20 protein-coding genes and 1 pseudogene are annotated in these 26,750 nt (G+C 76.0%); 6 read left to right on the forward strand and 15 right to left on the reverse strand.

Annotation, left to right across the window (positions count from 1 at the left end; genetic code table 11):
- Window positions 1–70 precede the first annotated feature (70 nt).
- On the forward strand, window positions 71–538 hold the full coding sequence (locus tag FHU37_RS19800) for an RDD family protein (RefSeq protein WP_179815480.1): 468 nt from the start codon (window positions 71–73) through the stop codon (window positions 536–538).
- 128 nt (window positions 539–666) lie between these two features.
- Here FHU37_RS19800 and FHU37_RS19805 read toward each other — a convergent pair whose 3' ends face one another.
- The 4 genes from FHU37_RS19805 to lipB form a co-directional block, all read right to left on the reverse strand.
- Entirely contained in the window at window positions 667–1,362 is a 696-nt protein-coding gene (locus tag FHU37_RS19805; RefSeq protein ID WP_179815481.1) for a DUF4191 domain-containing protein, read from the reverse strand.
- Window positions 1,363–1,440: 78 nt separating this feature from the next.
- The gene (locus tag FHU37_RS19810; protein WP_179812180.1) at window positions 1,441–1,683 is read right to left on the reverse strand and encodes a hypothetical protein; all 243 of its coding nucleotides are present in this window, start codon (window positions 1,681–1,683) and stop codon (window positions 1,441–1,443) included.
- A gap of 159 nt (window positions 1,684–1,842) precedes the next feature.
- Window positions 1,843–2,802 carry a lipoyl synthase gene (gene lipA, locus FHU37_RS19815; protein ID WP_179815482.1) on the reverse strand — a complete coding sequence of 320 codons (960 nt, stop codon included), beginning with the start codon at window positions 2,800–2,802 and terminating at the stop codon, window positions 1,843–1,845.
- Window positions 2,803–2,884: 82 nt separating this feature from the next.
- Entirely contained in the window at window positions 2,885–3,748 is an 864-nt protein-coding gene (lipB, locus tag FHU37_RS19820; protein WP_179815483.1) for a lipoyl(octanoyl) transferase LipB, read from the reverse strand.
- A gap of 307 nt (window positions 3,749–4,055) precedes the next feature.
- Here lipB and FHU37_RS19825 point away from each other — a divergent pair, with 307 nt between their 5' ends.
- Window positions 4,056–5,843 carry an NsdA family TPR-like regulatory protein gene (locus FHU37_RS19825; protein WP_179815484.1) on the forward strand — a complete coding sequence of 596 codons (1,788 nt, stop codon included), beginning with the start codon at window positions 4,056–4,058 and terminating at the stop codon, window positions 5,841–5,843.
- A gap of 36 nt (window positions 5,844–5,879) precedes the next feature.
- Here the strand turns inward: FHU37_RS19825 and FHU37_RS19830 are convergent, their stop codons facing one another.
- Window positions 5,880–6,593 carry a hypothetical protein gene (locus tag FHU37_RS19830; RefSeq protein ID WP_179815485.1) on the reverse strand — a complete coding sequence of 238 codons (714 nt, stop codon included), beginning with the start codon at window positions 6,591–6,593 and terminating at the stop codon, window positions 5,880–5,882.
- A 638-nt stretch (window positions 6,594–7,231) separates the two neighbouring features.
- On the opposite strand from FHU37_RS19830, the gene FHU37_RS19835 reads away from it, so the two are divergent.
- Window positions 7,232–8,590 carry a tetratricopeptide repeat protein gene (locus FHU37_RS19835; protein ID WP_179815486.1) on the forward strand — a complete coding sequence of 453 codons (1,359 nt, stop codon included), beginning with the start codon at window positions 7,232–7,234 and terminating at the stop codon, window positions 8,588–8,590.
- Between the two features lie 540 nt (window positions 8,591–9,130).
- On the opposite strand, the gene FHU37_RS19840 is transcribed toward FHU37_RS19835, so the two are convergent.
- The 6 genes from FHU37_RS19840 to lpdA all read right to left on the reverse strand — a co-directional run bounded on the left by FHU37_RS19840 (window position 9,131) and on the right by lpdA (window position 19,729).
- Complete coding sequence (locus FHU37_RS19840; protein WP_246450008.1) at window positions 9,131–10,882, reverse strand: FAD-dependent oxidoreductase; 1,752 nt, start codon at window positions 10,880–10,882, stop codon at window positions 9,131–9,133.
- 331 nt (window positions 10,883–11,213) lie between these two features.
- The gene (locus FHU37_RS19850) at window positions 11,214–13,592 is read right to left on the reverse strand and encodes an alpha-galactosidase (RefSeq protein ID WP_218904088.1); all 2,379 of its coding nucleotides are present in this window, start codon (window positions 13,590–13,592) and stop codon (window positions 11,214–11,216) included.
- A gap of 353 nt (window positions 13,593–13,945) precedes the next feature.
- The gene (locus tag FHU37_RS19860; protein WP_179815488.1) at window positions 13,946–14,869 is read right to left on the reverse strand and encodes a TIGR01777 family oxidoreductase; all 924 of its coding nucleotides are present in this window, start codon (window positions 14,867–14,869) and stop codon (window positions 13,946–13,948) included.
- A gap of 130 nt (window positions 14,870–14,999) precedes the next feature.
- Window positions 15,000–16,202, reverse strand: coding sequence for a questin oxidase family protein (locus FHU37_RS19865; protein ID WP_179815489.1), 1,203 nt, complete (start codon window positions 16,200–16,202; stop codon window positions 15,000–15,002).
- A 174-nt stretch (window positions 16,203–16,376) separates the two neighbouring features.
- Window positions 16,377–18,185, reverse strand: coding sequence for a 2-oxoglutarate dehydrogenase, E2 component, dihydrolipoamide succinyltransferase (gene sucB, locus FHU37_RS19870; protein WP_179815490.1), 1,809 nt, complete (start codon window positions 18,183–18,185; stop codon window positions 16,377–16,379).
- 137 nt (window positions 18,186–18,322) lie between these two features.
- The gene (gene lpdA, locus FHU37_RS19875; RefSeq protein ID WP_179815491.1) at window positions 18,323–19,729 is read right to left on the reverse strand and encodes a dihydrolipoyl dehydrogenase; all 1,407 of its coding nucleotides are present in this window, start codon (window positions 19,727–19,729) and stop codon (window positions 18,323–18,325) included.
- Between the two features lie 370 nt (window positions 19,730–20,099).
- On the opposite strand from lpdA, the gene FHU37_RS19880 reads away from it, so the two are divergent.
- Window positions 20,100–20,489, forward strand: a complete 390-nt coding sequence (locus FHU37_RS19880; protein ID WP_179815492.1) for a hypothetical protein — start codon at window positions 20,100–20,102, stop codon at window positions 20,487–20,489.
- Between the two features lie 95 nt (window positions 20,490–20,584).
- Here the strand turns inward: FHU37_RS19880 and FHU37_RS19885 are convergent, their stop codons facing one another.
- The 4 genes and pseudogenes from FHU37_RS19885 to FHU37_RS19900 all read right to left on the reverse strand — a co-directional run bounded on the left by FHU37_RS19885 (window position 20,585) and on the right by FHU37_RS19900 (window position 25,118).
- Window positions 20,585–22,150, reverse strand: a complete 1,566-nt coding sequence (locus FHU37_RS19885) for a leucyl aminopeptidase (protein ID WP_179815493.1) — start codon at window positions 22,148–22,150, stop codon at window positions 20,585–20,587.
- Between the two features lie 267 nt (window positions 22,151–22,417).
- The gene (locus FHU37_RS19890; protein WP_179815494.1) at window positions 22,418–23,365 is read right to left on the reverse strand and encodes an adenosylcobinamide-GDP ribazoletransferase; all 948 of its coding nucleotides are present in this window, start codon (window positions 23,363–23,365) and stop codon (window positions 22,418–22,420) included.
- A pseudogene (locus FHU37_RS19895) lies at window positions 23,362–24,048 on the reverse strand (bifunctional adenosylcobinamide kinase/adenosylcobinamide-phosphate guanylyltransferase); the annotation flags it as partial. The gene FHU37_RS19890 and the pseudogene FHU37_RS19895, both read right to left, overlap by 4 nt.
- Window positions 24,049–24,278: 230 nt before the next feature.
- Window positions 24,279–25,118 (reverse strand): helix-turn-helix transcriptional regulator, encoded by an 840-nt coding sequence (locus tag FHU37_RS19900; protein WP_179815496.1) that lies wholly within the window; start codon window positions 25,116–25,118, stop codon window positions 24,279–24,281.
- 222 nt (window positions 25,119–25,340) lie between these two features.
- Between FHU37_RS19900 and FHU37_RS19905 the strand changes: the two genes are divergently transcribed.
- Together FHU37_RS19905 and FHU37_RS19910 are read left to right on the forward strand one after the other, a co-directional pair.
- Window positions 25,341–26,426 carry an aldo/keto reductase gene (locus FHU37_RS19905; RefSeq protein ID WP_218904089.1) on the forward strand — a complete coding sequence of 362 codons (1,086 nt, stop codon included), beginning with the start codon at window positions 25,341–25,343 and terminating at the stop codon, window positions 26,424–26,426.
- Window positions 26,423–26,725, forward strand: coding sequence for a putative quinol monooxygenase (locus FHU37_RS19910; RefSeq protein WP_179815497.1), 303 nt, complete (start codon window positions 26,423–26,425; stop codon window positions 26,723–26,725). The genes FHU37_RS19905 and FHU37_RS19910 overlap by 4 nt, the downstream gene beginning before the upstream one ends.
- Window positions 26,726–26,750 lie beyond the last annotated feature (25 nt).

The raw sequence follows: 26,750 nt of genomic DNA on the forward strand, positions 1-26,750 counted from the left end.
TCACGGGAGGGCGTCCCGCGTCCGCGGGGCCGCCCCGAGCCGCCGGGGACGCGCGGGTTACCGTTGACGCGTGGACAGCAGGAGAGCTCTGGGGACGTGGATCTCCGGCCCGCAGGCGGCGGCCGAGGAGATGGGAGTCGACTTCGGCTACCGGGGCGAGCGCCTCGGGCTGCCGCGGTCGGGCAGCGGGGCGATCGCGCCCAACGGGCGCCGGATCGGCGCCCTCTTCGTCGACTGGTGGGCGTGTTCGCTCATCGCCACACAGCTGATCTCGCCGGGCGACCAGATGACGGCCAGCCTCTGGGCGGCCGGGCTGTTCCTGGTGATGAGCCTGCTGCTGATCGGCACGACCGGCCTGACCGTCGGCAAGCGGCTGTTCGGGCTGCGGGTGATCCGGCTCGACGGCCGGCGGCCCGGGCCGGGGCGGGTGCTGGCCCGCACCGTGCTGCTGCTGCTCGTGGTGCCCGCCGTGATCTGGGACCGGGACGGCCGCGGCCTGCACGACAAGCTGGCCGGAACCGTCGAGGTGCGGCTGTGACGCTCCGCGCCTAGCCCGCCCGGGCGGCGGCCGCGGGGGAGGACGCGCGGGGGGAAGGGAACAGGAGAAGGGCTTGGCCCGGCCGGGAATCCCGGCCGGGCCAAGCCCTTCTCGTTGTTCGGGACGATTCAGCGGATCCGACCGCCGCGCGGCATCCGCATGTTCTTCGGCATCGGCCCCTTGGGCACCGGCATGTTGCTCAGCAGGTCGCCCAGCGCGCGCAGCCGGTCGTTGACCTCGTTGACCTGCTGCTTGGGCAGCGACCGGGGCAGCCGCAGCAGGTGCGACTGGAGCTTCTTCAGCGGCACCTGGCCCTCGTCGTCGCCGACCAGCACGTCGTACACCGGCACGTCCGCGACGACCCGGCCCATCTTGCGCTTCTCCGCCGTGATCATCGAGCGCAGCCGGTTGGGGTTGCCCTCACCGACCAGCACGATGCCCGCGCGGCCGACCGCCCGGTGGACGACGTCCTGGTTGCGGTTGGCCGCCACCGTGGGGGTGACCGACCACTGCCGCTCCATGGCACGGGTCTGCAGCACGGCCACCGCCGCGCCCGGCTGGCCCTCCATCTGGCTGAAAGCGGCCCGTTCGGCACGCCGCCCGAAGACGATGGTCATCGCCAGCACCGCGACCAGCACGCCCAGGAGGCCGGCGTAGATCGGGTAGCCGATGAGGAAACCGATGGCGAGGACCACCGCGAAGGTGATGACGCCGACGCCGAGGACGACGAGTCCCACCCTCGAGTCGACCCGCTTCGTCATCTGGTAGGCCAGACGGATCTGCTTCATCCGCCCGGGGGTGTCTGATTTTTCCTTCCTCGCCATGTGGCACAGGATACGTGGCGCCCCCCGCCCGCTTCCACGCGGTCACCGCACGTGGGGCGGTCGTTGCCGGACCGTTGCTCAGCCGCGGGGACGCGGGCTCAGGCCCGGGTGGGAGCGGAGCGCCGCCCGCTCCTCGGCCCGCACCCGGTCGGCGCGCACCGCCTCCCAGGCGTTGTCCCGGGCCTTGGCCAGACCACCGCCCCGCAGCAGCACCTGCTCCACCGTCCGCACGGCCCCGGCCAGCGCGGCGCGGTGCCACGGACGGGCGTCCGCCGACCGAACCGCGCGGGCCGTCTCCCGCGCCGGGACCATCTCGACCATCGTCACTCCTCCCCCGGCGGGCGCCGTCCCTCGGACCGGGCCCGCGACCGGTCCACCGCCCAGCCTGCCGCAGCAGCGTTACCGAGCGGTGGCCACACGGTCAAACCAGCATGAACGGCACCACAGGGAACCGGAAACGGACATCCCGCCCCGAAGGGCCTAGGCCACCACCGCGCGGGCCTGGCGCCGCTCGACGGCCTGGCGGTACAGCCGGCCCGCCCGGTACGAGGAGCGCACCAGCGGCCCGGACATCACCCCGGAGAAGCCGATCTCCTCGGCCTCCTGCTGCAGCTCCACGAACTCCTGCGGCTTCACCCAGCGCTCCACCGGGTGGTGCCGCACCGACGGCCGCAGGTACTGGGTGATGGTGATCAGCTCGCACCCCGCCCCGTGCAGGTCGCGCAGCGCCTCGCTGACCTCCTCCCGGGTCTCGCCCATGCCCAGGATCAGGTTCGACTTGGTGACCAGCCCGGCCTCACGCGCCCGGGTGATCACCTCCAGCGAGCGCTCGTAGCGGAAGGCCGGGCGGATGCGCTTGAAGATCCGCGGCACCGTCTCCACGTTGTGCGCCAGCACCTCCGGGCGCGAGGAGAACACCTCGGCGAGCTGCTCCGGCCGGGCGTTGAAGTCCGGGATCAGCAGCTCCACGCCGGTCGGTCCGTCCGGCAGGGAGGCGGAGACCGCGTGGATCTGCCGCACCGTCTCGGCGTAGAGCCAGGCGCCGCCGTCCGGCAGGTCGTCCCGCGCCACGCCCGTCACGGTCGCGTACTTCAGCCCCATGGTGAGGACGGACTCCGCGACCCGCCGCGGCTCGTCGCGGTCCAGGTCCTGCGGCTTGCCGGTGTCGATCTGGCAGAAGTCGCAGCGACGGGTGCACTGGTCCCCGCCGATCAGGAAGGTCGCCTCGCGGTCCTCCCAGCACTCGAAGATGTTGGGGCAGCCGGCCTCCTGGCACACCGTGTGCAGCCCCTCGCGCTTCACGAGCGACTGGAGCTGGGTGTACTCCGGGCCCATCTTCGCCCGCGTCTTGATCCACTCGGGCTTGCGCTCGATGGGGGTCTGGCTGTTCCTGACCTCCAGGCGCAAGAGCTTCCGTCCGTCCGGTGAGACAGCGGACACGCGCGGCTCCCTAACTCGTGTGTGCGGTACGTGCAAGATTACGCCCGGCCGGTGACCCCGCCCGGGGGCGGGCGGGCGCCGGTCAGGCGACGGCGGCGGAGGAGCGCGAGGGCATCCCCTCCGGCATCTCCTCGAAGACCGCGGCCAGGTGGCGCTCCACCACGTCAAGCGCCTCGGCGACGCCGATGTTCCGCCCCAGCTCCGCGGTGAGCGATGTCACGCCGGCGTCCCGCAGCCCACACGGGATGATCCGGTCATACCAGGTCAGATCGGGGTCGCAGTTCAGCGCGAAGCCGTGCATGGTCACCCCCCGGGAGACCCGCACCCCGATCGCCGCCAGCTTGCGGTCCCGGGAGCGCTGACCGGTGTTGGACGGGGCGTACTCCGGGCCGCGCAGCCGCGGGTCCAGCAGCTCGCCGGTCTCCGGGTCGATCTGCCGGCCGAACCGGGTGGTGATCGGCGCCGCCGGGGAGATCCTGGCGTCCAGCCGCAGGTCCAGCCCGCCGAGCCCGCCGCCGGCCCCCTCCGGCGCGGGCGCGTCGTCCCCCAGCACCCACACGCCGCTGCGCCCCTCGATCCGGGTGGTGGCCAGCCCGAACTCGGCGCAGGCCCGGATCAGCGCCTCCTCCATCCGCCGCACGTGGGCGACCACGTCCACCGGCTCCGGCAGGCGCACGATCGGATAGCCCACGAGCTGGCCCGGACCGTGCCAGGTGATCTTGCCGCCGCGGTCCACGTCCACCACCGGGGTGCCGTCCAGCGGGCGGTCCGCCTCCTGGGTGCGCCGCCCCGCCGTGTAGACCGGCGGGTGCTCCAGCAGCAGCACGGTGTCCGGCGCCTCGCCGGCGACCACGGCCGCGTGCACCCGGCGCTGCTCCTCCCACGCGTCGAGGTAGGGCACCGCCTCCGCTCCGAAGCCGACCCTGGCCATCCGCAGCTCGCCCACGATGTCCCTTCCTCGCCTGGTGGGGATGCCGTACGCCCAGGCGGCGCCGGCTGGTCCGTCCGCCACCATACGCCGCGCCACCGAGCCGTCGCTGCGTGGCGTATACCACGCTCGCCGGCATGACGGGCCGTAGACCGGTAACTCACGGAGTGTCATCACTCTTGCAGGCGATTCCGCCCGGCGGTCACGGAGTGTCGCCATGTATGAGCGCTACTGTCCATACACCGGAACGGACAGGCGCGCGGCACCCGGTCCGCCGCGCCGCGCGGCTCCCCGCGGGCGCGGGGACGGGAAGGGGAGGACCGGCATGGCCGAACGGCGTGGCAACAGGCAACTCGCGGCACTCATCGAGGAAGCGGGGTTCTCGCACACCGGACTCGCCCGCCGGGTCGACCAGGTGGGCGCCGAACACGGGCTGGACCTGCGCTACGACAAGACCTCGGTGACCCGCTGGCTGCGCGGCCAGCAGCCACGCGGCGCCGCCCCGGCGATCATCGCCGAGGTCTTCAGCCGACGACTGGGGCGCCGGGTCTCCCCGCAGGACCTCGGCTTCGGCGACTCCCCGCACGTCTACGCCGGCCTGGAGTTCGCGGCCTCGGCCGCCGAGGCCGTCGACATCGCCTCCACGCTGTGGCGGCGCGACGTGGACAACCGCTCCGCCCTCGGCCGGGTCGGCTTCGTGCCCGCCGGCCTGGTCGTGCCCAGCCGGGACTGGCTGATCGGCCCCGGCGAGGAGACGGTCGCCACCCTGCGCGAGGAGCGCGCCGGCTCGGCCGGGGGGCAGGGGCGCGGGCAGCCGGCCGGTGGTTCCGCGGCCGGCGGTTCCGTGGCCGGCGGGACCGGCGCGGCCCCGGACACCACCGCCCGGGACGGCCGCGGCCTCATCCCGCGACAGCTCGGCCCGGCCACCGCCCACCCCCCCGGCCCCGGAACCGCGGGCCGTCCGGCCACCCCCCGCACCCCGGGCACCCGCCCCCCCGGCACCCGTGCTCCCGCCCACCGGCAGGCCGGGGGCCTGCCCGCCGTACCGGGGACGGCCGGGGCTCCCGGCGCGCCTGCCGGTGGGGCTCCCGGTGCCGCGGGTGCGCCTTCCGGTGTGGCCGGGAGCGGCGGTGCAGGCGGCGCCGGGATCGTCGCGATCACCGGCGACGGCGGACTCCGCCTGTGGGCGCCCGACGCGCCCCCCGGGCGGATCGGCGCCGCCGACGTGGCCGCCGTGCGCACCGTGGCCGACGCGCTGCGCGCCCTCGACGCCGCCCACGGCGGCGGCCACGCCCGCCAGGCCGCCGTGCGGTACCTGGAGTCCGAGGCCGAACCGCTGCTGCGGTCCCGCTACGACGAGGCCACCGGCCGCCAGCTGTTCGCCGCCGTCGCCGAACTCGTCCGGCTCGCCGGCTGGACCTCCTTCGACATCGGCGCCCACGGCCTCGCCCAGCGCTACCTCGTCCAGGCCCTGCGGCTGTCCCAGGCCGGCGCCGACCGGCTGCTCGGCGCCTACATCCTGGTCGGCATGAGCCGCCAGGCCGTGCACCTCGGCCACGGACGCGAGGCCGTCCAACTCGCCCGGGTCGCCCGCCAGGGCGTCGCCGGACAGGCCCCGCCCCGGGTGATGGCGCTCATCCACGCCGTGGAGGCGCGCGGCCACGGACTGCTCGGCGACCCCCGCGCCTGCGCGGCCGAGCTGGTGCGCGCCGAACACGCCCTGCAGCGCGCCCAACCCGGCGACGAGACGCCGCCGTGGGCCGCCTTCATGGACGAGGCACAGCTGACCGACGAGTTCGCGCACTGCCACCGCGACCTGGAGCAGTACGCCGCCGCGGCCCGCTGGGCGCAGGAGTCGCTCCGGCTGCGCCGCCCCGAGTACGCGCGCAGCCGGATGTTCTGCTCCGCCGTGCTGGCCACCGCGCGGCTCGGCCTGGGCGAGGTGGACGAGGCCTGCGCGATCGGCCGGGAGGCGGTGCGCGCCGCCGCCGCGCTGCGGTCGGTCCGTGCCGCCGACTACGCCCGCGAGTTCCTGCGCCGGCTCGCCCCGCACCGCGCCGCGCCGGCCGTCCGGGCCCTGGACCGCGAACTCGGGGCCGCCGTGCCCTCCTGAGGGGCCGGGGCAGGTCTGCTGCGGGGCCGGGGGCGGTCAGTCCGTGGGGGAGTCGGTGGCTGCGCCCGGGAGCCGGACCGGGAAGGCCGTGACGTACTCCACGCGCGGCTGCGGCGGCAGCGGCTCGCCCGTCATCGCGTCCGTGCACTGGGCGGCGAAGATCTGCGCCTGGTCCAGCGGATGCAGCCGGCGGCCGGTGAGGTACCAGCCGCGCACCAGCTCCACCGTGCCGCCGAGCGAGGGGTGCGGACGGTTCGTCACGGAGCGCATCACCACCGCGCACTCGCCGAGCAGATGACCGGCGGCCAGCGCGGCGGAGAGGTACTCGGCGGCCTGGCCCTCGCTGCGCACGGTGAGGTTCTCGGCCGGTTCCTCCGGGGCATCCCACGGCCGCAGCTCGGGCTCTCGCGCCGGCGTGGGTCCCGGCTCCGGTTGCGGCTCCGCGGGGCGCTTCTCCCAGTCCGGCGCGGTGGGCTGGCGGGCGAGCACCCGTAGCCAGCCGCGGACCGCCGGGCCGTCCACCTGCGGCCCGCACGGCATGCAGGTCAGCTGGTGCGCCCCGGGGCCTGCGGTGAGCACCAGTTCCAACAGCAGGCTGGTGCCGAAGTCGTTCGCCGCGTGCACGGCCGCCGCCGGGTCGGCGTGCCGCGCCGAGGCCATCCGGATGAGGGTGAGCAGGGCGTCGCCCGGCTCGGCGGGATCCCGGCGTTGGTCGGGGGCGGGGCGAGAACGACCCTTACGCTGGAACATGCACCCATGGTTACCATTTCGGCGCTCTGCGTGTGGGATGTGTCGGGGGTGCACTCCCTTCGAGCGCACCGGGGGAGAAACGCTTGCGGCGCCCCCTGCGCTGTGCTGCCGGGGCGCGGGCCGGCGGCCGGCTGCGCTGATGTGGGGGTCGTGCTGCCGGGGGCGCCGCTGTGCTCTTGGGGGCTGTGGTGCCATGGGCGGTTCGGGCTGTGCTGCCGGGGTGACCTCGGCTGTGCTGCCGGGGGTGGGTGGTGGGTGCCCGGGGGTTAACTGTGCCGCTGCGTTACCGGGGTGATGCCGCTCTGGCAAGGGGGGTGTTCACCCTGTGGATAACGCCGAACCCCCTTGGTAGCCAGGGGTAGTGGATGGTCCGTGGTGCGCGCAGGTGTATGGGGGGTTCTTCACGCTGTGGATAAGGCGCGCTCCTTGTTAACCGGGCGTGAGTAGTTGAGGTACAAGAAATCCCGGCGCGTCGAGCTGCCGTTCGAGCTTCTGCCTGCCGGTCGAGACCCGGGCGTATCCGATCTTGCTCTGGCGGGGCGATCTTCAGAAAACAAAGGTCCTTTGGCGCCTGCCCTCTCGCGCGATGGTTCCGACGTGCGTGCCGCGTTCGGTGGTGAGGGCTAAGGTGCGCTGCCGTGGACGCTGCTGATCTTGACTACCGGGCCCGAACGTTGACGGGCTGCATTCCTCCGCTGCTGGTGACGCGCCTTCTCGAACTCGGTCATGAGCGGGAAGTGGAGTTCCAGGCCAGCCGCGGGGAGTGGTTCTGCGCGCTGGAGTGGGCACGGCTGCTCGGGCATCGGGGCCAGCGCGAGCAGGCGTTGGAGGTGCTCGCGCCGTACATCGCCACGAACTGGTGGCCGGCGGTCCAAGCGCGGGCGGAGCTGCTGGAGGGCTGGGGTCGGGTGGAGGAGGCGATCACGCTGTCCCGCCCTTTCGCGGAGGCCGGTGACCGGCCGGCGCTGGTTTTCTTCGCGCGCCTGCTGGCCCGCCACGGCCGCAGCGGCGAGGCGTTCATGCTGCTGCGCGCCGGGATCCAGGACTGGTTCCTCGCCGAGTGCTTGGTGGACGTCGCCGAAGCGGCAGGCATGGACGAGGAAGCGGCGGCCCTGTTGGAGGCCCGGGTAGAAGCGGCGGTCCCCGCCTGCAACGACCCGGACTGCAACAACCTCCGGATGGAACCGGCCAACGCAGTCGGCCTGCTCGCCACGATCAGGGAACGCCAGGGCCGGATCGAGGAGGCGATCGCCCTGCTGCACACCCGCGAGGTCACTTCCGTCAACGGCCGGGACCAGCTGGCCGACCTGCTGGCGAGGCACGACCGGATCACGGAACTGCGTGGGTACGCGGCGTCCGAGTACTACGGGCACGCCGTGCAGCGCCTTGCCGAAGTGTTGGAGGAACGAGGCGATGTGGAAGGCGCGATCGCTGCCTACCGCACGTTCGGTGCCACGCCGTCCGGCATGTGGCATGTGGCTGTACCGCTGTCCGAGCTCCTGGTCCGGCACGGACGGATCGAGGAGGCGATCGAGGTGCTGGGCGCGCTCGCCGAACACGGCGCGGAGGACTGGATCGTCCACACTCTTTGCACTCTGTACGCCGACCACGGCCGGCCCCGGGACGGCCTGGCCCACCTCGATGCCCTCAAGGCACGAAGCGACGGCAAGGAGGACTGGGACCTCTTCCAAATGCGGCTTCCGCTCATGGCCGACTGCGGCCTGCTCGATGAAGCGATCGAACAGGCGCGGGCGCACCCCGAGGGCGACACCTGGTACGCGGCCTGGGCCCTGTCCGACGTGCTCGCCAAAGCCGGCCGTACTGAGCAAGCCACCGCAGTCCTCGAACGGCACCCGACATTCAACAGCTCTCTCCGTGCCGAGCGCCTCATCGACCTCGGCCGCATCGAAGACGCTGTACGAGTCCTGCAGCAGCCGAGGACCAAACCGACCACACCCGCCTGGGACGGCGCCTACTCCACCGAACCACCGTTCTGACTCGGTGGCGGGACTCCTGCACGGTCAGCTGCCGGTTCTGGATCGGTGGTGCGCGCAAGGGGGTTCTTCACGCTGTGGATAACGGCGCGCCCCCTTGTTCACCAGGGGTAGGGGACGGCCGGGGTGGTGCGCAAGGGGGGCTTGTCGGGCTGTGGATAACCGCGGACCCCCCTTGTTCACCAGGGGTAGCGCTTGGTTCACGGCGGGCGCAAGGGGGCTGGTTGCTTCTGTGGAGAAACGTCACGGGGGCGGGGGTGGGGGCGGTGTACGAGGGCCCGGGCTCGGGCTTCTCCGCCCTGCGGGTGAGGCGGGGAGGTAGCTGGCGCCCTCCACTCCGACGGCGGGCGGGGGCGGGAGGAACTGCCGCGGGTCCGTTCCGACGGCGGGTGGGGGCGGGGAGGAGCCGGCACGGCGGGCAGGGACGGGAGGGAACTGGCGCGGGTCCACTCCGATGGCGGGCGGGGTCGGGAGGAAGCTGGCGCTGGTCCGTTCCCACGGTGGGGAAGGCGGGGGCCGGCTAGCGGAGCCGGCGGCAGGTTGCTAGCGCAGGTCCATTCCCACGGCGCGGGCGGCCTCGCGCCCCGAGGTGAAGGCTCCGGCCAGTCCGCCGGCGGAGCGGTGGTCGCCGCAGACGTACAGGCCCTGCAGCATCCGCACCGGCCGCAGCGGGCGGTACGGCGGCGGGGTCGCCGGCCACGCCCACGGGTCGGACACCACGGCCAGCAGCCTCTCGCCCGATCCCCGCAGCGCTACCGCGGCGGCGGTGCCGGCGGCGGGGACCGCCTCCGTGGCGGTGGCCACCGGGCCGTGCGGCGGGCAGACCCGCGCCGCCGGTGCCGTGCCGCCCAGCGCGCCGGCCCCCTCCTCGGCGGGGGCGTGGCCGTCCGGCGTCGGCAGCAGGTCCCGGAACTGCCAGCGCATCCCGGCGGCGGTCGCCTCGGCACCCGGGTCCGTGCCGAACGCCCGCGCGGCGCGGGGCACCGGCGGCTCGTCGCCCCGCGCCTCGTCGGGGCGGAACGGCGCCTCGGGGCGGAACGGCGCCATCTGGGCCACCAGCAACCTCCCCGGCGGCGCGCTCCCCGGGTCGGCGAGCGAGACGGCCAGCAGTGCGCTCGCCGGGCCGGCCAGCGGGGAGCCCTCGACGTGCAGCCGGTCCGGACGGCGCAGCCGATCGCCCGCGGCTGCCAGCGGCCACGTCCGGTAGGCGACCACGGCGCCGTGGAACCGCGGCAGCCGCAGCCCGGGGAGCAGGCGGGCCGCCGTGGGCGGGTCGGTGGCCACCACCACGGCGCGGGCCGGCCACCTCCCGTGGCGTTCGGTGGACACCCCGCCGGCTCGCACCGAGGTCACCCGGACCCCGGTGCGCACGGTGCCCGGCGGCAGCTCGGCGAGCAGCCGGTCGAGCAGCGCGCGCGGGCCGCCGCGCAGCGTTCCGGTCGTGCCGGCGAGCAGTGAGCCGAGCAGCGCGCGGGCCCGTTCGGCGGAGGTGGCGGTGAGGTCGGGGTCGCCGGCGAGGGCCCGCACCAGCGGCCGGACCAGGTCCTCCCCGGCGGCGCCGCGCAACCCGGGCAGCAGCGCGCCGGCCGCCAGGGCGGTGTCGGCGGTGACCTCCCCCAGCGGGTGCGGGCCCGTCCGGCCGGTCGGCCAGGGGCGGTCGCCCGCGCGGACGGCCGTGGCGCGGTTGCCGCCGAGGCGGTGCCGCTCCCCGGCGGCGAAGCGGCGCAGCGCCAGCAGTGCCCGTCGGCGCGGCAGGTTCACCGGGGCGGACGGGCCGGGCGGCCTGGTCGTCCCGGACGACCGCTCCTGCCGTCCGCCGGGGACGGGGCAGTACCCGCCGTCCAGGTGGATCAGGGCGTCCAGCGGACTGCCGGGGAGCCCGGCGGGCGCCAGGCCGGCGAGGTCGACCAGGTGGACCCCGGCGTCCAGCCGGAACCCGTCCACGTCGATCGGGGCCGCCCGTCCGCCGACGTGGTCGGCGGCCTCCAGCACGGTCACCCGCAGTCCCATCCGGACGAGTTCGGCGGCGGCGGCGAGGCCGGCCACTCCGGCGCCGACCACCAGCACGTCCCTGGCGACGGGGGGTGTGGTGGACGCGGCGGGTGTGGCGGAGGTGGTTGGCTCCGTCTCCGTCTCCGGCGCCGGCTCCGGGGCGGTTGCGCCTGCCGTTCGCCGCGCCGCGGGGCGTTCGCCCGGTCTGTCGTGGTGGGGTTCGTCGTCGCCGGGTCCGCGGGTGGACGCGTCGCGCGCGTCGTCACCGCATCCGGCTCGTCCGTCGTTGGCCCGTCCGACCATGCCGCCCCCTCAGCGGATCGGGTCCGGAGTCCGAACCATGGTGGTTGCACCCAGGGTGCCCCGGCCGGGTCGCGCTGACTCCGGCCGGGTGCGCGGGGGCGGGCGCACACCGGAGCGCTGACGAATAGTCAATGCGCCCCCGCGCGCGCCAAGTTGGGTGTTTGACGAACGGCCGGGAGGCATGGTGGGGCGGGTGCGTTCGGTGCGTCCGTGTCCCGGCGGTGCCCACGATGTGGACGGTGACCGCCGAGTCCGGCGGACACCGTCCCGACACCGTCCGGACGCCAAGAGGACACCTCACGGGGGCACGCCCGGGTCAGCGACGGCCCGGCTAGATGCGGCGCAGCCGGACCACCTCGCTGACGTAGTCCCCGCGGGCCTCGCGGAAGCGGGGGAGGGGCAGCCCCGCGGCCATCAGCACCCGGCCGTGGTGCCGCCGGCCCGTGCGGACGTTCTCGTAGACCGCGTCCGGCTCCAGGTCGGCCAGCCGCAGCGCGGCCGGCACCGCCAGCGGGGGCACCCCCGGGCCGGGGTGCGGCAGGTAGGCGAGGACCACCACCTCGTCCTCGTAGCGGTACTGCACGCCGGACAGCCCCGCCCCGGGCTCGGCGCCCAGCCGGTACTGCTCGCCGAGCTGGACCGCCGGCCGGATCTCCTTGTACTCGGCCACCAGCGCGGTCGCCTCGGCGATCTCCTCCGCGCTCCAGGACGGCAGGTCGCCGCCGACCCCGAGCGCCCCGGCCATCGCCACGTGGAAGCGGTAGCGCAGCGGGACCGCCCGACCGGTGACGGCGTTCGGCCGGTCGGTCACCGACGCGGCCATCACCACCGCCGGGTACAGCTGGCCGAACCCGTGCTGGATCGCCTGGCGGTGGAAGGCGTCGGTGTTGTCGGAGGTCCACACCTCGTCGGCGCGGCGCAGCACGCCCAGGTCCACCCGCCCGCCGCCGGCGGCGCGGGACTGCACCCGCAGCCGCGGGTGGCGGGCGCGCAGCTCGTCCAGCACCCCGTACACGCCGCGCACGTGGTCCAGCCACAGCCGGTCCTGGTCGCCGTCGCGCCCGCCCCGCTCCGGCCAGCCGGCCTGCGAGAACGGCCGGTCCAGGTCCCACTGGAGGAGGTCCACGTCGGCCCGGTCGACCAGCTCGTCCAGCCAGCCGAGGGCCCACTCGCGCACGTCCGGCCGGGCGAAGTTCAGCACCAGCCGGTGGCGACGGGCGTCGCGGCGGCGGTGCGGGTGGTGCAGCACCCAGTCCGGCCGGGAGCGGTACAGCTCGCTGTCGGGGTTCACCATCTCCGGCCCGACCCACAGGCCGAACAGCATGCCGAGGTCGTGGACGGTGTCGGAGAGCGGGCGCAGGCCGTTCGGGAACCGCTTGGGGTTCGGCCACCAGTCGCCGAGTCCGGACTCCTCCCCGCCGCGGTTGCCGAACCAGCCGTCGCCCAGCACGAAGAGTTCGGCGCCCAGGCGGGCGGCGCGTCGGGCCAGCTCCCGCCGGCCGCTCTCGTCGGCGTCGAAGCGGGTGGCCGCCCAGGAGTGGTAGGCGACCGGGCGCAGCTCGTCGGGCTGTGGCAGCACGTGCCGCCGGATGTGCCGGTGCCAGGCGCGGGAGGTGCCGCCGAAGCCCTCCGGCGAGTACAGGCCGAGCATCGGCGGGGTGGTCAGCTCCTCGCCGGGACCGAGCCGCCAGGTCACGCCGTCGTGGCCGGCTCCGCCGGTGACCGCCACGCCCGGGACCTCGGCGCGACGGCTGGCGGTCAGCCGCCAGCTGCCGCTCCAGGCCAGGGCCCAGCTCCAGACCGTGCCGTGCGACTCGGTGGCGGTGCCGTCGTCGAGCATCAGCCAGGGGTTGGCGGAGTGGCCGGTGATGCCCTGGCGGCTGGTGAGGGTGGTCTCGCCGAACGGCAGCGGGGCGCGGCGCGGCAGCGTCTCGGCGGCCCAGGCGCCGCCGGCGCCGGTCAGCCGGTAGTCGCCCAGCTCCGGGAGCACCCAGTTGGCGGAGTCGGCCCGGTGGATCCAGAACGCCTCGTCGGTGCCGGCGGCCCCCGCTCCGCCGGCGCCGCCGGGACCGGCCGCCGGGCCGGGAGCAGCCGCCGGGCCGGGCCCGGTCGCGCCGCCGCTTCCGGCCGCTGCGCCGCTCCAGGACGTTCCGGTGGTGCCGAGCGATGGGCGCGGGACGGCCGCCGCGCGAGCGGAGGGGACGGAGCGCGGGCCGGTGTGGCGCAGGGTGACCCAGCGTTCCACGGCGTCGGAGTCGTGCCGCAGCCGGTAGTGCAGGGTCACGGTGAGCGGGAAGTAGCGGTCGGCCAGCGTCAGGTCGAGGCGGACGGCGTCGATCTCCGGCTCCGGGTGGACGGTGTCGGAGAGGAACTCCAGCTCCAGCGAGCGCACCTGGCCGGGGCAGGTCACCTGGAGGGAGGGCACGCCCCAGCGGGGCCCGCCGTCGACGGGGAGCTGCTCGTCCGCGTCGGCGGGCGCGTCGGCGGCCCGGTCGCCGGGCGGGCTGTGGTCGTCGGCCGCCCCGGTCGCCTGTGCCGACGTCAGCCGTGGGCCCCAGTAGACCTGCACGAGGCGCCCGTCGTCGGTGAGCTGGACCACGTAGGAGGTGTTCGTGGTGGACAGCAGCCACAGGCGGTGCGGGCGGGGGGCCTGGATGGTGGCCGGGGCCGGCAGGGAGGCGGCGGTCGCGGTCGCGGGACGGGTGGGCAAGGGCGGGGGCTCCTCACGTGCGGCGGGCGGATCGGCCAACGCACGGCCTGGGCCGGGCGTGTGGACGGCGGGAGCCGCGGCCACTGCTGGCCGTTCGGCGACGCCGTCCGGTGGAGGGGGCGGGCGTAGCTGGCTGCTGCGTCGTGGGCGGTGCGGTGGTACGGGCGGGGCGGGCGTTGTGGTGGTACGGACGGGGCGGGTGGTGCGTGGAGCGGGTGGGCGTGGCGGTCCGGGGCGCCGGCGCGGCCGTTCGGAGGGCCGCGGGGTGGGTGGTCCGGCGGCGCGGCGCCGGGGCGACGGCCGCCGGTCGACCCCGCCCGGCCGCCTCTCCGGCCGGCCGGGCGGGCCGGCGGTCAGCCGTCGGCGAGGGCGGCCCGGATGGCGTCCCGGACGTCGGTGTGCCGGAAGCGGAACCCGCTCTCCAGCAGGGCGCGTGGTCGCACCCGCTGGCTGCCCAGCACGTCGTCCGCGAAGTCGCCGAGCGCCAGCCGGAGCGCCGGGGCGGGGACGGCCAGCAGCGTCGGGCGGCGCAGCACCTCGCCCATCGCGGCGGTGACCTCGCGGTTGGTGACCGGCTCGGGCGCGGTGAGGTTGACCGGGCCGTGCAGTTCGGCGGAGAACATCACGTGCCGGATGGCCGCGATCTCGTCGGCCATGGAGATGTAGCTCCAGAACTGCCGCCCGGATCCCAGGCGCCCGCCCAGGCCGGCGCGGAAGATCGGGAACAGCCGCCCCCAGGCGCCGCCGGAGCGGGAGACCACCAGGCCGGTGCGCAGGTGCACGGTGCGCACCCCCGCCTCCTCGGCCGGGCGGGTGGCCTCCTCCCAGTCCTGGCAGACCTGGGCGAGGAAGCCCTCGCCGGGCGGGTGGGTCTCGTCGACGGGACGGTCCCCGGTGTCCCCGTAGTAGCCGATGGCCGACCCGCTGGCCAGCACCCGGGGGCGGGGCTCCAGGGCGGCGGCGGCCTCCGCGATGGCGCAGGTGCCGAGCACCCGGCTGTCCCGGATCTCCCGTTTGTAGGCCTCGCTCCAGCGCCGGTCGCCGACGCCCGCCCCGGCCAGGTGGGCGATGGCCTCGACGCCGTCCAGCGCCGCGAGGTCCACCCACTGCCGCCGGGGATCCCAGCGGGCCTCCGTCGAGCCGTCGGGCCGGGGTCCGCTGCGGGGGTCCCGGCGCACCAGGCGGATCACCTCGTGCCCGTCGCGCAGGAGGGAGGTGGTGAGAGCGGTTCCGATCAGCCCGCTGGACCCGGTCACGGCGATGCGCATGACGATCATCCTGGCAGTGCGCCAGGTGGAAGGGAACCGGTACCGGGGAGTACGAGGCGCATGTTGCCGCGGTGCGCCACGCGACGGCAGGGGCACACCGCGGCACCCGGGGTGCCGCGCCATCGGTCCGGGGCGCTGGTCAGCCCTTCGGGATGAGCTGGGTGGCCCGGGCCGCCGCGGCGAGCGACGTCGGGTCGCCGGTGCGCGCGAAGACGTCGACGGCGGTGTCGGCGAGCTTGATCACGTGCTCGTCGCCGTGCTCGACGGCGAGCTCCAGCAGCTCGGTGGCGACCTCCTCGGGGGTCGCCGTCCCGGCGGAGGCGGTGATGGCGGCGATCACGCCGACGCGCGAGAGCTCCGCCGGCGCGGCCGGCTGGCGGGGGGTGTAGGCGGAGGTCACGGCGGCGCTGGCGGCCCAGGCCGCGGCCACGCTGGGCACCCACAGCCGGCGGGGGAGGGCGGGCAGGGTGCGCAGGACGGCGTTGGGCGCGGTGGCGGCGTGCACCAGCATCACGCCGTCGCCGTGGCCGTGGGTGAGGTAGCGGTGGGTGGCGGCGGTGACCAGGTCGGCCAGCAGCCGCCGGGCGTCCAGTGGGTCGGTCGGGGGCCGGAGCGCCGTCATCGATCCGGGCCAGCCGGGCGCCTCCGGCAGCTGCACCAGCCGGTCCCGGATGCCGCCGGCCTGGAAGGGGACGGGCGGCACCCGTTCCAGCGCCTCGGCGGGCTCCTCGGTGCCGCGCGGGTCGGTCAGGCCCGGCACGGCCTGCCAGCGGGCGGCCCAGTAGCCGAGGGCGTGCGCCAGCTCGTCGAGTCGGGGGCCGGGCGGGGTCACCTGGTCGGGGGAGGGCTGCGCCAGCTCGGGGAGGTCGGGCAGGTCGGGGAGCGCGGGGCCGTCCGCGTCCGGCCCCGGTTCGATGGCGGCGGCCCCGGCGGCCGGCTCGGGCAGCAGCTCGCGCACGGCGTGCCCCACCCGGATCACGCCGTGGGTGGCGCCGGCGGCGATGCCGGGCAGCAGCCGTGGCCACCACTCGGCCAGCACGCCCTGCCAGGGGCGGGTCCGGAGCCGTTCGGCGAAGAAGGAGATCCAGTCGGCGATCCGGCGGGGGTCGCCGAGCGCCCGCCGCCAGTCGGTCTCGCTGATCGGCTCCCGGCGCGCCGGCATGTCCTCGAGTTTGTCCGCGTAGGCGTCCAGCCAGCGGTGGATGTCGCCCTCGTGCCCGTGCCGGGCCAGCGCCTCCACCGCCATGGGCGCGTGGTTCGACAGCCAGCCCTGGTGTTCCGGCCCGGCCGCGTGCAGCCGCTGGTACGCCTCGTCGAGTGTTCCGCTCCATTGCCGCGTCATGGGACCGATCCTCCGACCTCCAGTGTGCTTGAGATCAAGCGCGGGGAACCAGCGGGCCGGCGTCGGCCGGGGCCCGGGCGGGGGAGGCGCACACGCCGCGGGGGCGGTCCGGCGTCGCGCCGGACCGCCCCCGCGGGCGAGTCCCGTCGGTCGGGCCCGTGGGCCCCACCGGGCCTAGAGGCCGAGGTCGGCCTCGAAGGCGCCCTCCTCCAGGCGGGCCTTCACGGTCCCCAGGAAGCGGGCCGCGTCGGCGCCGTCCACGATCCGGTGGTCGTAGGACAGGGCCAGGTACACCATGTCGCGGACGGCGATGGTGTCGCCCAGCTCCGGGTCGCTGACGACGACCGGACGCTTCACGGTCGCGCCGATGCCCAGCATGCCGACCTGCGGCTGGTTGAGGATCGGCGTGTCGAACAGCGCGCCGCGCGAACCGGTGTTGGTGACGGTGAACGTGCCACCGGCGACCTCGTCCGGCTTGACCTTGTTGTCCCGGGTGCGGGAGGCCAGGTCGGCGATCTTGCGGGCGATGCCGGCGATGTTCAGGTCGCCGGCGTTGTGGATCACCGGCACCATCAGGCCGCGCTCGGTGTCCACCGCGATGCCGATGTTCTCGACGTCGTGGTAGGTGATGGTGTCGTCCGCGTCGTTGACGCGGGCGTTCAGCACCGGGTGCACCTTGAGCGCCTCGATGGCCGCCTTGACGAAGAACGGCATCGGGGAGAGCTTGACGCCCTCGCGCTGCAGGAACTGGTTCTTCGCCTTGGCCCGCAGCCGCATGATGCGGGTGACGTCCACCTCGACCACGGTGGTCAGCTGCGCGGAGACCTGCAGCGAGTTGACCATGTGGTTGGCGATGGCCTTGCGGATGCGGGTCATCTTCACCGTCTGGCCGCGCAGCGGCGACGGCTGGACGGCGGCCGGCTTCGGCGCGGCGGCGGCCGGGGCGGCGGCCGGCTGGGCGGCCTGCGCGGCGGCGGCCTGAAGGGCCTCGGCCGCGGCGATCACGTCCTCCTTGCGGATGCGACCGCCGACGCCGCTGCCCTTCACGCCGGCGAGGTCCACGCCGCGCTCGGCGGCGAGCTTGCGCACCAGCGGGGTGACGTAGACCGGGGCGCCCGGCTCGGAGGGCGCCGGGGCCGGAGCCGGGGCGGCCGGAGCCGGAGCGGGGGCCGGAGCGGGCGCGGGCGCCGGGGCGGGGGCCGGAGCCGGGGCGGCGACCTCCGCGGCGGGGGCCGGCTCCGGAGCCGGGGCGGCCGGGGCGGGCGCCGGGGCAGGGGCGGGAGCCGGGGCCGGAGCCTCGGCCGGCGCGGGGGCCGGGGCCGGGGCGGCGGCGGCCGGGGCGGCACCCGGCTGGCCGATGACGGCCAGCTCGGCGCCGACCGCGACGGTCTCGTCCTCGCCGACGGTGATCTTCACCAGCACGCCCGAGGTGGGCGCGGGGATCTCGGTGTCGACCTTGTCGGTGGACACCTCCAGCAGCGGCTCGTCGGCCTCGACGGTGTCGCCCTCGGCCTTCAGCCAGCGGGTGACGGTGCCCTCGGTGACCGACTCGCCCAGGGCGGGCAGCAGGACCGGGGTGCCGGCGACGGCGCCCGCGGGCGCCGGGGCGGCCGGCTGCTCGGCCGGGGCGGCGGCCGGCTGGGCCGGGGCGGCGGGCTGCTCGGCCGGGGCGGGCGCCTCCGCGGCCGGGGCGGCGGCCGGGGCGGCCTCCGCGGCGGGGGCCGCCGGGGCGGCCGGGGCACCGGTGCCGTCGTCGATGACGGCCAGCTCGGCGCCGACCTCGACGGTCTCGTCCTCGCCGACGGTGATCTTGGCCAGGATGCCGGAGGCCGGCGCGGGGATCTCGGTGTCGACCTTGTCGGTGGACACCTCCAGCAGCGGCTCGTCGGCTTCCACCTTGTCGCCCTCGGCCTTCAGCCAACGGGTGACGGTGCCCTCCGACACGCTCTCACCGAGCGCGGGCAGTGTTACTGAGACCGGCATGGGGTTCAGTGACTCCTTCGTATCTGCGGATGACGCTGTGACGGAAGTGACCGACTCCGGGCCGGCCGGAAGGGCGTTCGGTGCCTGGGTGCGGTCCGGGCACCGGCGGACTGCTTCGCCCTCCGGCCGTCGCGGGGTCAGTCGTGCGCGTGCAGCGGCTTGCCGGCCAGGGCCAGGTGGGCCTCGCCGAGAGCCTCGGACTGGGTCGGGTGGGCGTGGATGAGCTGGGCGACCTCCGAGGGCAGCGCCTCCCAGTTGTAGATCAGCTGGGCCTCGCCGACCTGCTCGCCCATCCGGTCGCCGACCATGTGGACGCCGAGCACCGCGCCGTCCTTGACCTGGACGAGCTTGATCTCACCGGAGGTGCGCAGGATCTGGCTCTTGCCGTTCCCGCCGAGGTTGTACTTGTAGGTGACGACCTTGTCGTCGCCGTACAGCTCCTTGGCCTTCGCCTCGGTGAGGCCGACCGAGGCGACCTCGGGGTGGCTGTAGGTCACTCGCGGAACGCCGTTGTAGTCGATCGGGACGACGTCCAGGCCGGCCAGGCGCTCGGCGACCAGGATGCCCTCGGCGAAACCGACGTGCGCGAGCTGGAGCGTCGGGATGAGGTCGCCGACCGCGGAGATCGTCGGCACGTTGGTCTGGCAGTACTCGTCGACGAGCACGTAGCCGCGGTCCATCGCGACCCCGACCTCCTCGTAGCCGAGGCCGGCCGAGACCGGGCCGCGACCGACGGCGACGAGCAGCAGCTCGGCCTCGATCTGCTTGCCGTTCTCCAGCGACACCCGCACGCCGGCGTCGGTGTACTCGGCGCCGGAGAAGCGGGAGCCCAGCTCGAACTTGATGCCGCGCTTGCGGAAGGCGCGCTCCAGCAGCTTGGAGTTGCTCTCGTCCTCGGCCGGGACCAGGTGCGGCAGGCCCTCGACGATGGTCACGTCCACGCCGTAGGACTTCCAGGCGCTGGCGAACTCCACGCCGATCACGCCGCCGCCCAGGATCACGGCGGAGGAGGGGATCCGGTCCAGCACCAGGGCGTGGTCGCTGGAGATGATCCGGTTGCCGTCGATCTGGAGGCCGGGGAGGGACTTCGGCTGCGAGCCAGTGGCGAGAATCACATGGCGACCTTCGTATCGGACGCCGTCAACCTCGACCGCGGTGGGCGAAACCAGCCGACCGGTACCGGTCACGTAGGTGATGCCCTTGCTGCCGACCAGGCCCTGCAGACCCTTGTACAGGCGCGAGATCACGCCGTCCTTGTACTTGTGGACACCCTGGATGTCGATGCCCTCGAAGGTGGTCCGGACGCCGATGGCGCCGGCCTCGCGGGCCTCGTCGGCCACCTCGGCGGCGTGCAGCAGCGCCTTGGTCGGGATGCAGCCGCGGTGCAGGCAGGTGCCCCCGAGCTTGTCCTTCTCGATCAGCGCGACCTTCTTGCCCAGCTGGGCCGAACGGAGCGCGGCGGCGTATCCGCCGCTCCCGCCTCCGAGAATGACAACGTCGAAAACGGTGCCGGCGTCGTTCGCCACGTCACGTCCTCCATGCATGGGTACTCGTCTCGACCCGGGTCACGGGCCGCACGGCGGTGGCCTGACCCTTTGGCTGTCGGGACTCCTCGTCGTGCCGGTACACCATCTTCGCACCTGCCACGGGCCGCAAGCGGCCGGGTCGGCAAGCGCCGGGGGGTTCGCGGCGCTCCGACCGGGCGTGGCCGCCGCCCCGCCCGGGGGTGGCCGGAAACTCACCGTGGTGGGCGGGCGACTGTGCGCGTTCGCGCGCGCCCGCGCGCCCCGCCGGGGATCCGAACCCGCCACAGCCGTCCCGGGCCCGCCCGGGGGCCGGTGGCCGCCGGGGCGTTGCGGTGGCGGCGCCACGACCGGTTAGCTGGTCCCCTGACGGTGCGGCAGGAGGCGAGTGATGGGCATCTTCCGGCGCAGACGGGCGACCGGATGGGGCGTGGACGGCACGGCGCGCGGGCGGCGCTCCCAGGAGCGGCGCCGGGTGGCCGACGGCATCCGGCACCTGGAGGAGTTCGCGGCGGAGCGGACCGGCGTGGAGGCGTTCGTGGAGCCGCCGACCGCCGTGACATCCACCACAGTCGTCCTGGTGGCCCGCTCCGGCGAGTGGACCCGCCGCCGGGTGCCGGACGCCCGCGCCGCCCACGAACTCGGTTCCCGGCTCGGCATCCCGGTGTACGACGCGGGCGTGGTGGGCTACCCGCAGCGGATGCGCGAGTGGAACCGGCGCCGCGCCGAGGAGTCCTCGCGCGCCGCGTCGGAGGCCGGCGACGGCGACCCGACCGGCTGAGCGCGACCGCCTGAGCACGGTGGTCCGTGCGGGGCGGGCCGTGCGGGGTGGGCCGGAGGCCGACGGCGGCGTCCGGCCCACCCCGGGCGCCGGGCTCAGCCGAGCGGCAGCTCGCCGCCGGCGGCCTGCTCGGCCAGCGCCACCAGCGTGCGCACGGCGCTGCCGGTGCCGCCCTTGGGCGTGTAACCGAACGGCCCCGACTCGTTGAACGCCGGGCCGGCGATGTCCAGGTGCGCCCAGGTGATGCCGTCCGCGACGAACTCCCGCAGGAACAGGCCAGCCACCAGGCCGCCGCCCATCCGCTCGCCCATGTTGGCCAGATCGGCGACGGTGGACTCCACCATGCCCTTGCGCAGGTGCTCCGGCAGCGGCATCGGCCAGGAGGGCTCGCCGACCCGCTCGGCGGTGGCGTGCACGGCCGCGCGGAAGTCGTCGTCGTTGGCCATCACGCCGAAGGTGCGGGTGCCCAGGGCGAGGATCATGGCGCCGGTGAGGGTGGCCACGTCCACGATGACGTCCGGGCCCTCCTCGCCGGCCCGGGTCAGCGCGTCGGCCAGCACCAGCCGGCCCTCGGCGTCGGTGTTCAGCACCTCGACGGTCTTGCCGCCGTACATCCGCAGCACGTCGCCGGGGCGGGTGGCCGAGCCGGACGGCATGTTCTCGGCGAGCGCCAGCCAGCCGGTGACGTTCACCGCGAGACCGAGCCGCGCGGCGCTGATCACGGCGGACAGCACGGCCGCGGCGCCGGACATGTCGCACTTCATGGTCTCGTTGTGGCCGGCCGGCTTCAGCGAGATGCCGCCGGAGTCGTAGGTGATGCCCTTGCCGACGAAGGCCACGGTGCGCTCCGCGCCGGGTGCGGTGTAGGCCACCCGCACCAGCCGCGGCGGGCGCTGCGAGCCGCGGCCCACGCCGAGGATGCCGCCGTAGCCGCCCTCGGTCAGCGCCGCCTCGTCCAGCACCTCGACGTCCAGGCCGTAGGTCTGGCCGGCCTCGGTGGCGATCCGCGCGAAGACCTCGGGGTAGAGGTCGTTCGGGGCGGTGTTGACCAGGTCGCGGGCGCGGCACATCTCCTCGCCGATCACGGTGGCCCGGTCGACGGCCACCTTGACGGCGTCGTCGCCGGCGCCCGGAACGACGATGACCGCCTCGCCGAGCGGCGCCTTGCGGCCCCGGCCGGCGGACTCGTCCCCGCCGGCGGCGCGGTAGGTGTCGAAGGAGTAGGCGCCCAGCAGGGTCCCCAGGCCCACGGCCTCCACGGCCTCGGCGGTGGCGGTCGGCAGCGCCAGGACGGCGGTGGACCTGCCGGCCAGCGCGCGGGCGGCGCTGCCGGCGGCGCGGCGCAGCGTCTCCGCCGCGTACTCGCCGGGCGCCGTGGTGCCGGCGTCGGCGTCGTCGCCGCCGGGCGCCTCGCCCAGGCCGACGGCCAGGACCACGGGGGCCTTCAGCGCCTCCGCCGCCGGAAGGAGGGTGGTCTCCCCCTCGGCTCCGGTGGCGCCGAGGGTCTCCAGGACGGTGGCCAGCCGGCCGCCGAACGCCTCGTCGACGGACTCGGCCCCCGGGGCGAGCACCGGGTGCTGCTCGCCCTTGGCGAGGCCGACGACGACGACGTCCGCGGGCAGGCTGCTCGCGGTGGAGGAACTGAGGGTCAGTGTGGTCACAGTGGTCCTGTTCTGTCGTGAAGCCCCGGGCCGGCCGCTCTCGCCGCACGGGCGGGGCTCCCAGATCGAGTCCGGTGGGCGCCGCGCACACGACGCGGCGTCAGGGTCGGCGGCGGGCGTGTGCGGGGGGTCCGGCCGCGCCGGCGCGCCGCCGCCCCGGGCCCGCCGCACACCCGCCGTGCCGACGAGCCGATCGTAGCCGCGCCGGTGGCGCCCGGCCGGTGGCGCCGGGCCCGCGCCGCGCCGCGGGCCCCGCCGCCGGGGCGTTCAGCCGAGGGCCAGCACCAGCAGCGCCGCGGCGGCCGAGGTCTCCGCCATGGCCCCCAGCACGTCGCCGGTCACCCCGCCCAGCCGCCGGACGCAGCGCCCCAGCAGCGCCCGCGCCGCCACCAGACCCACGGCCGCCGCTCCGGCGGCCTGGAGCGCCGCCAGCGGCGGGGCCACCGCGCCGGTGGCGCCCCACACCTCGCGCCCGGTCAGCGCCGCCTCCGCCAGGCCCAGCCCCGCGCAGCCGAGCAGCCCGAGCGCGGTCGCGCCGACCACCGCGGGCCGGGACAGCGTGCCGGCCACCATGGCGCCCAGGCCGCCCGGTCGCGCGGACGGGACGTCCACCCGGCAGCCCCGGCTGAGGGCGGACCGGGCCGCGACGGCCGCCACCAGCACGGCGACCGCGCCGCGGCCGGTCCCGGCGTCGAAGGCCCGCCCCACCGCGGCCACCTGACCCATCAGCACCAGCAGCAGCACCAGCACCCCGAAGGGGCCGATGTCGGACGCCTTCATGATCCGCAGCGCGTCCTCGGCCGGCTTGCCGCTGCCCAGGCCGTCCGCCGTGTCCGCCAGGCCGTCCAGGTGCAGCCCGCGGGTCAGCGCCGCCAGGGCCGCCACCGCGACCACCCCGGCGAGCGGCGCCCCGCCGCCCGCGGCGTGGACCAGCGCCGCCGGCGCCGCCGCGCAGACCCCCAGCGGCACGCCGACCAGGGGCGCCAGCAGCATGGCCCGCGCGGCGGTGGGCCGGTCCCAGTGGGTCACCCGGGTCGGGAGCACCGAGAGCGTGCCGACCGCGAACCGCCACCCCTCGGCCCAGCTCCCCGAACGCGCCGCGCGGCCCGCGCGGGCGGCGGGACCGGGCCGCCCCGGGTGCCCGGCGCCGCCGGACGGCCCGCCGGACGGCCCGTCGGCCGGCGCGGACTCCCCGGACGCCCGCCCGACGCTCACCGCCCGCCCCACGGCGGCGGCGCCGGGATCGCCGCGCCCCGCCCCCGGCGCCCCGCCGGCCCGGTCGCACGCAGCGGCAGCACCTGCCCGGCGACCACCAGGCGCACGTCCTCGCAGGCGTCCGCCACGGCCGCGTTCAGCCGGCCCAGCTCGTCCCGGAAGCGCCGTCCGGCCGGCGTGGCCGGCACCACCCCGCTGCCCACCTCGTTGCTCACCAGCACGACGCGGCGGCGGGTGCGGCGCAGCCCGGCGACCAGCCCGCCCACCCGGGCCGCCACCTCCGCGCGGGCCGGCCCGCTCCTCCACCGGCCGTCGTCCCACGCGCCCGCCTCGTCCATCACGGTGGTCAGCCACAGCGCCAGGCAGTCGACCAGCAGCGGGCCGCCGTCGGCGGCGAGCAGCGGCTCCAGGTCGCAGGTCTCCACGGTGGCCCAGCCGGCGGGCCGCCGCTCCCGGTGCAGCCGGACGCGCTCGGCCCACTCGGCGTCGCCGTCGCGCCGGCCCGAGGTGGCCACGTACAGCACGCCGCGGCGGTGCCACAGCAGGCGCTCGGCCTCGGTGGACTTGCCGGAACGGGCGCCGCCGAGCACCAGCGTCCGACGCCCGGCCGCGGCCGGCGGGCCCACCCGGTCGGCGGGACGGGCAGCGCCGGCGGTCAGCGCGTGGCGGGTGAGCGCCCGGCCGGTGACGGAGTGGCGCGGGCTCATCGGGGCTCCCACCGGGTCGGCGAGGCACTCCGGCCGGGCCGGGCGGCGCCGGGCCGGGCGGTGTGGGCCCGGGTGAAGCGGGGCCGGGTGGAGTGCGGCCGGGTGAAGCGGGGCCGGGTCGTGCGGGGTCGGGCGGTGCTGCGGTTCACCGGGCCAAGGCTATCCGGGCGGGACCGGCCCTCCGCGCCCGGCGACGGCCGGCCGCGTCAGCTCCCGTGGCAGACGGCGGTCAGCGAGGCCAGCAGCCGCAGCGCCGTCTGCGACGGGGAGCCCTCCTCCACGGTGTAGGTGACCAGCGCCTGGTCCGGTTCCTCCGGCAGCCGCAGCGTCTCGTAGCCCACCTGGACGTCCCCCACCAGGGGGTGGTGCAGCGCGTAGGTCCCGTGGGTCTTGTCGCGGACCTGGTGCACCGCCCACCGTTCCCGGAACTCCGGGCTGCGCTCGCAGAGCTCCTCGACCAGCGCGGCGAGCCGGGGATCCCCCGGGTGCCGGCCCGCGTCCAGCCGCAGGTAGGCCACCACGTCGTCGGCCTTGTGCTCCCAGTCCCGGTAGCGCTCGCGCATGCCCTCGTCCAGGAACACCAGCCGCGCCTTGTTCCGCTCCGCCGGCGGCAACGCGCCGAAGTCCGCGATCAGGGCGGCGGCCAGCGGGTTCCACGCCAGCACGTCGGTGCGCCGGCCGACGACGAACGCCGGCACGTCGTGCAGCGAGTCCAGCAGGCGGCGCAGCCCCGGCCGGATCTCGTGCTGCGGCTCCGGCGCCCCGGCGGAGGGGCGGGCCAGGTTGTGCAGGTGCTGGCGCTCCACCTCGCTCAGCCGCAGCGCGCGGGCCACCGCGTCCAGCACCGCCTCGGAGAACTGCACGCCGCGCCCCTGCTCCAACCGCGTGTAGTGGTCCACCGACACGCCGGCGAGCATCGCCAGTTCCTCGCGGCGCAGCCCGGGCACCCTGCGCTGCCCGCCGACCTCCGGCAGCCCCACGTCCGCCGGCTGGAGGCGGGCGCGTCGCGACCGCAGGAACTCACCCAGTTCGGCTCGTCTGATCATCCCTCAAGTATTTCGCGCGCGGGCCGCCGTGAAGGTGGTCACGCGGTGCCCAGGCACGGCCCGGCCTTCCGGGGCGGCGGCCGCCGCACGCAGGGTGGATGCCCGCGGCAGGCGGGCGCGGCCCACCGAACGCGCCGGGCCGCAACGCGCGATGTGCGCGCGACGCGGCCACGGGGCCGGCCGCCGCCGCGCCCCATACCGATCGAAAGGGAACGAATCGGGATGACATCGTGCATCACGGACAGGCCGCCCGTTCGGCGGCTGGGCACCACCGACATGGAGATCTCCACCGTGGGCCTGGGCACCTGGGCCATCGGCGGCACCGGCTGGCGCTACGCCTGGGGCGCGCAGGACGACGCCACCTCCATCGCCACCATCCGGCGGGCCGTCGAGGCCGGCGTCAACTGGATCGACACCGCCCCGGTGTACGGCCTGGGCCACGCGGAGGAGGTGGTGGGGGAGGCGATCGCGGCGCTGCCCGAGGGCGACCGGCCGCTGGTGTTCACCAAGTGCGGGCTGGTCTGGCACGAGTCCGATCCGGGCGCGCCGCCGCGCAGGCTGCTGAGGCCGGAGAGCGTGCGCCGGGAGGTGGAGGCCTCGCTGCGCCGCCTCGGCGTCGAGCGCATCGACCTCTACCAGGTGCACTGGCCCGGGGACGGCCCGCCCCCGGACGACCCGGACGGGCAGGCCGTCCCGGAGGCCCCCGCGGACGCCACCGGCATCCAGGAGTACTGGCAGGTCATGGCGGACCTCAGGGCCGAGGGCAAGGTGCGGGCCATCGCCCTGTCCAACCACGGCCTGACCCGGCTCAAGGCCGCCGAGGCCATCGCCCACGTGGACGCGGTACAGCCACGGTTCTCCGCGCTCTCCCGGGAGGCCGCCGCGGAGATCGCCTGGGCCGAGGCGCACGGCACCGGGGTCCTCGCCCACCAGCCGATGCACTCCGGGCTGCTCAGCGGCGCCTTCTCGACGGAGCGGGTCGCCGCCCTGCCGGCCGACGACTGGCGCCGGCGCTCGCCCGACTTCACCACGGGGCTGGAGCGCAACCTGGTCGTGGTGGAGGCGATGCGCCCGATCGCGGAGCGGCTGGGGGTGCCGCTGCCGGCGGTCGCGGTGGCCTGGGTGCTGGCCTGGCCGGGGGTGACCGGGGCCGCCGTCGGCGCGCGCCGTCCCGAGCAGCTGGACGACTGGATCGGCGCCGGCGCGGTGGAGCTGACCGACCGCGACCTCGCGGAGATCGCCACCGCGATCGACGACGTGGCCATGGGGTCCGGTCCGGTGGGCGTCCCCGCCGAGCGCGCCCGGTGAGGCCGGTCACCGTGGTGCTCCTGCTGCGCGCCCGGCCGGGCTCGGAGGACCGTCTGCGCACGGCGCTGGAGGGGATGATCGAGCCGTCGCTGGACGAACCCGGGTGCCTGGCCTACCAGCCGTACGTCGATCCCAACCGACCGGACCGCATGGCGGTCTACGAGGAGTGGCGGGACGAGGAGGCGCTCCGGGAGCACTGGCGCACCCCCTACTTCCGGCACGTGGCCGCCGTGCTGCCCGGCATCCTGGCCGAGCCGATGGTGCTCCGCCGACTGGTGCCGGCCGACGAGGGCGGCTGAAACCGGGTTGGTGCACGGGGGAGGC

This window comes from Allostreptomyces psammosilenae, assembly GCF_013407765.1.
Taxonomy (GTDB): Bacteria; Actinomycetota; Actinomycetes; order Streptomycetales; family Streptomycetaceae; genus Allostreptomyces; species Allostreptomyces psammosilenae.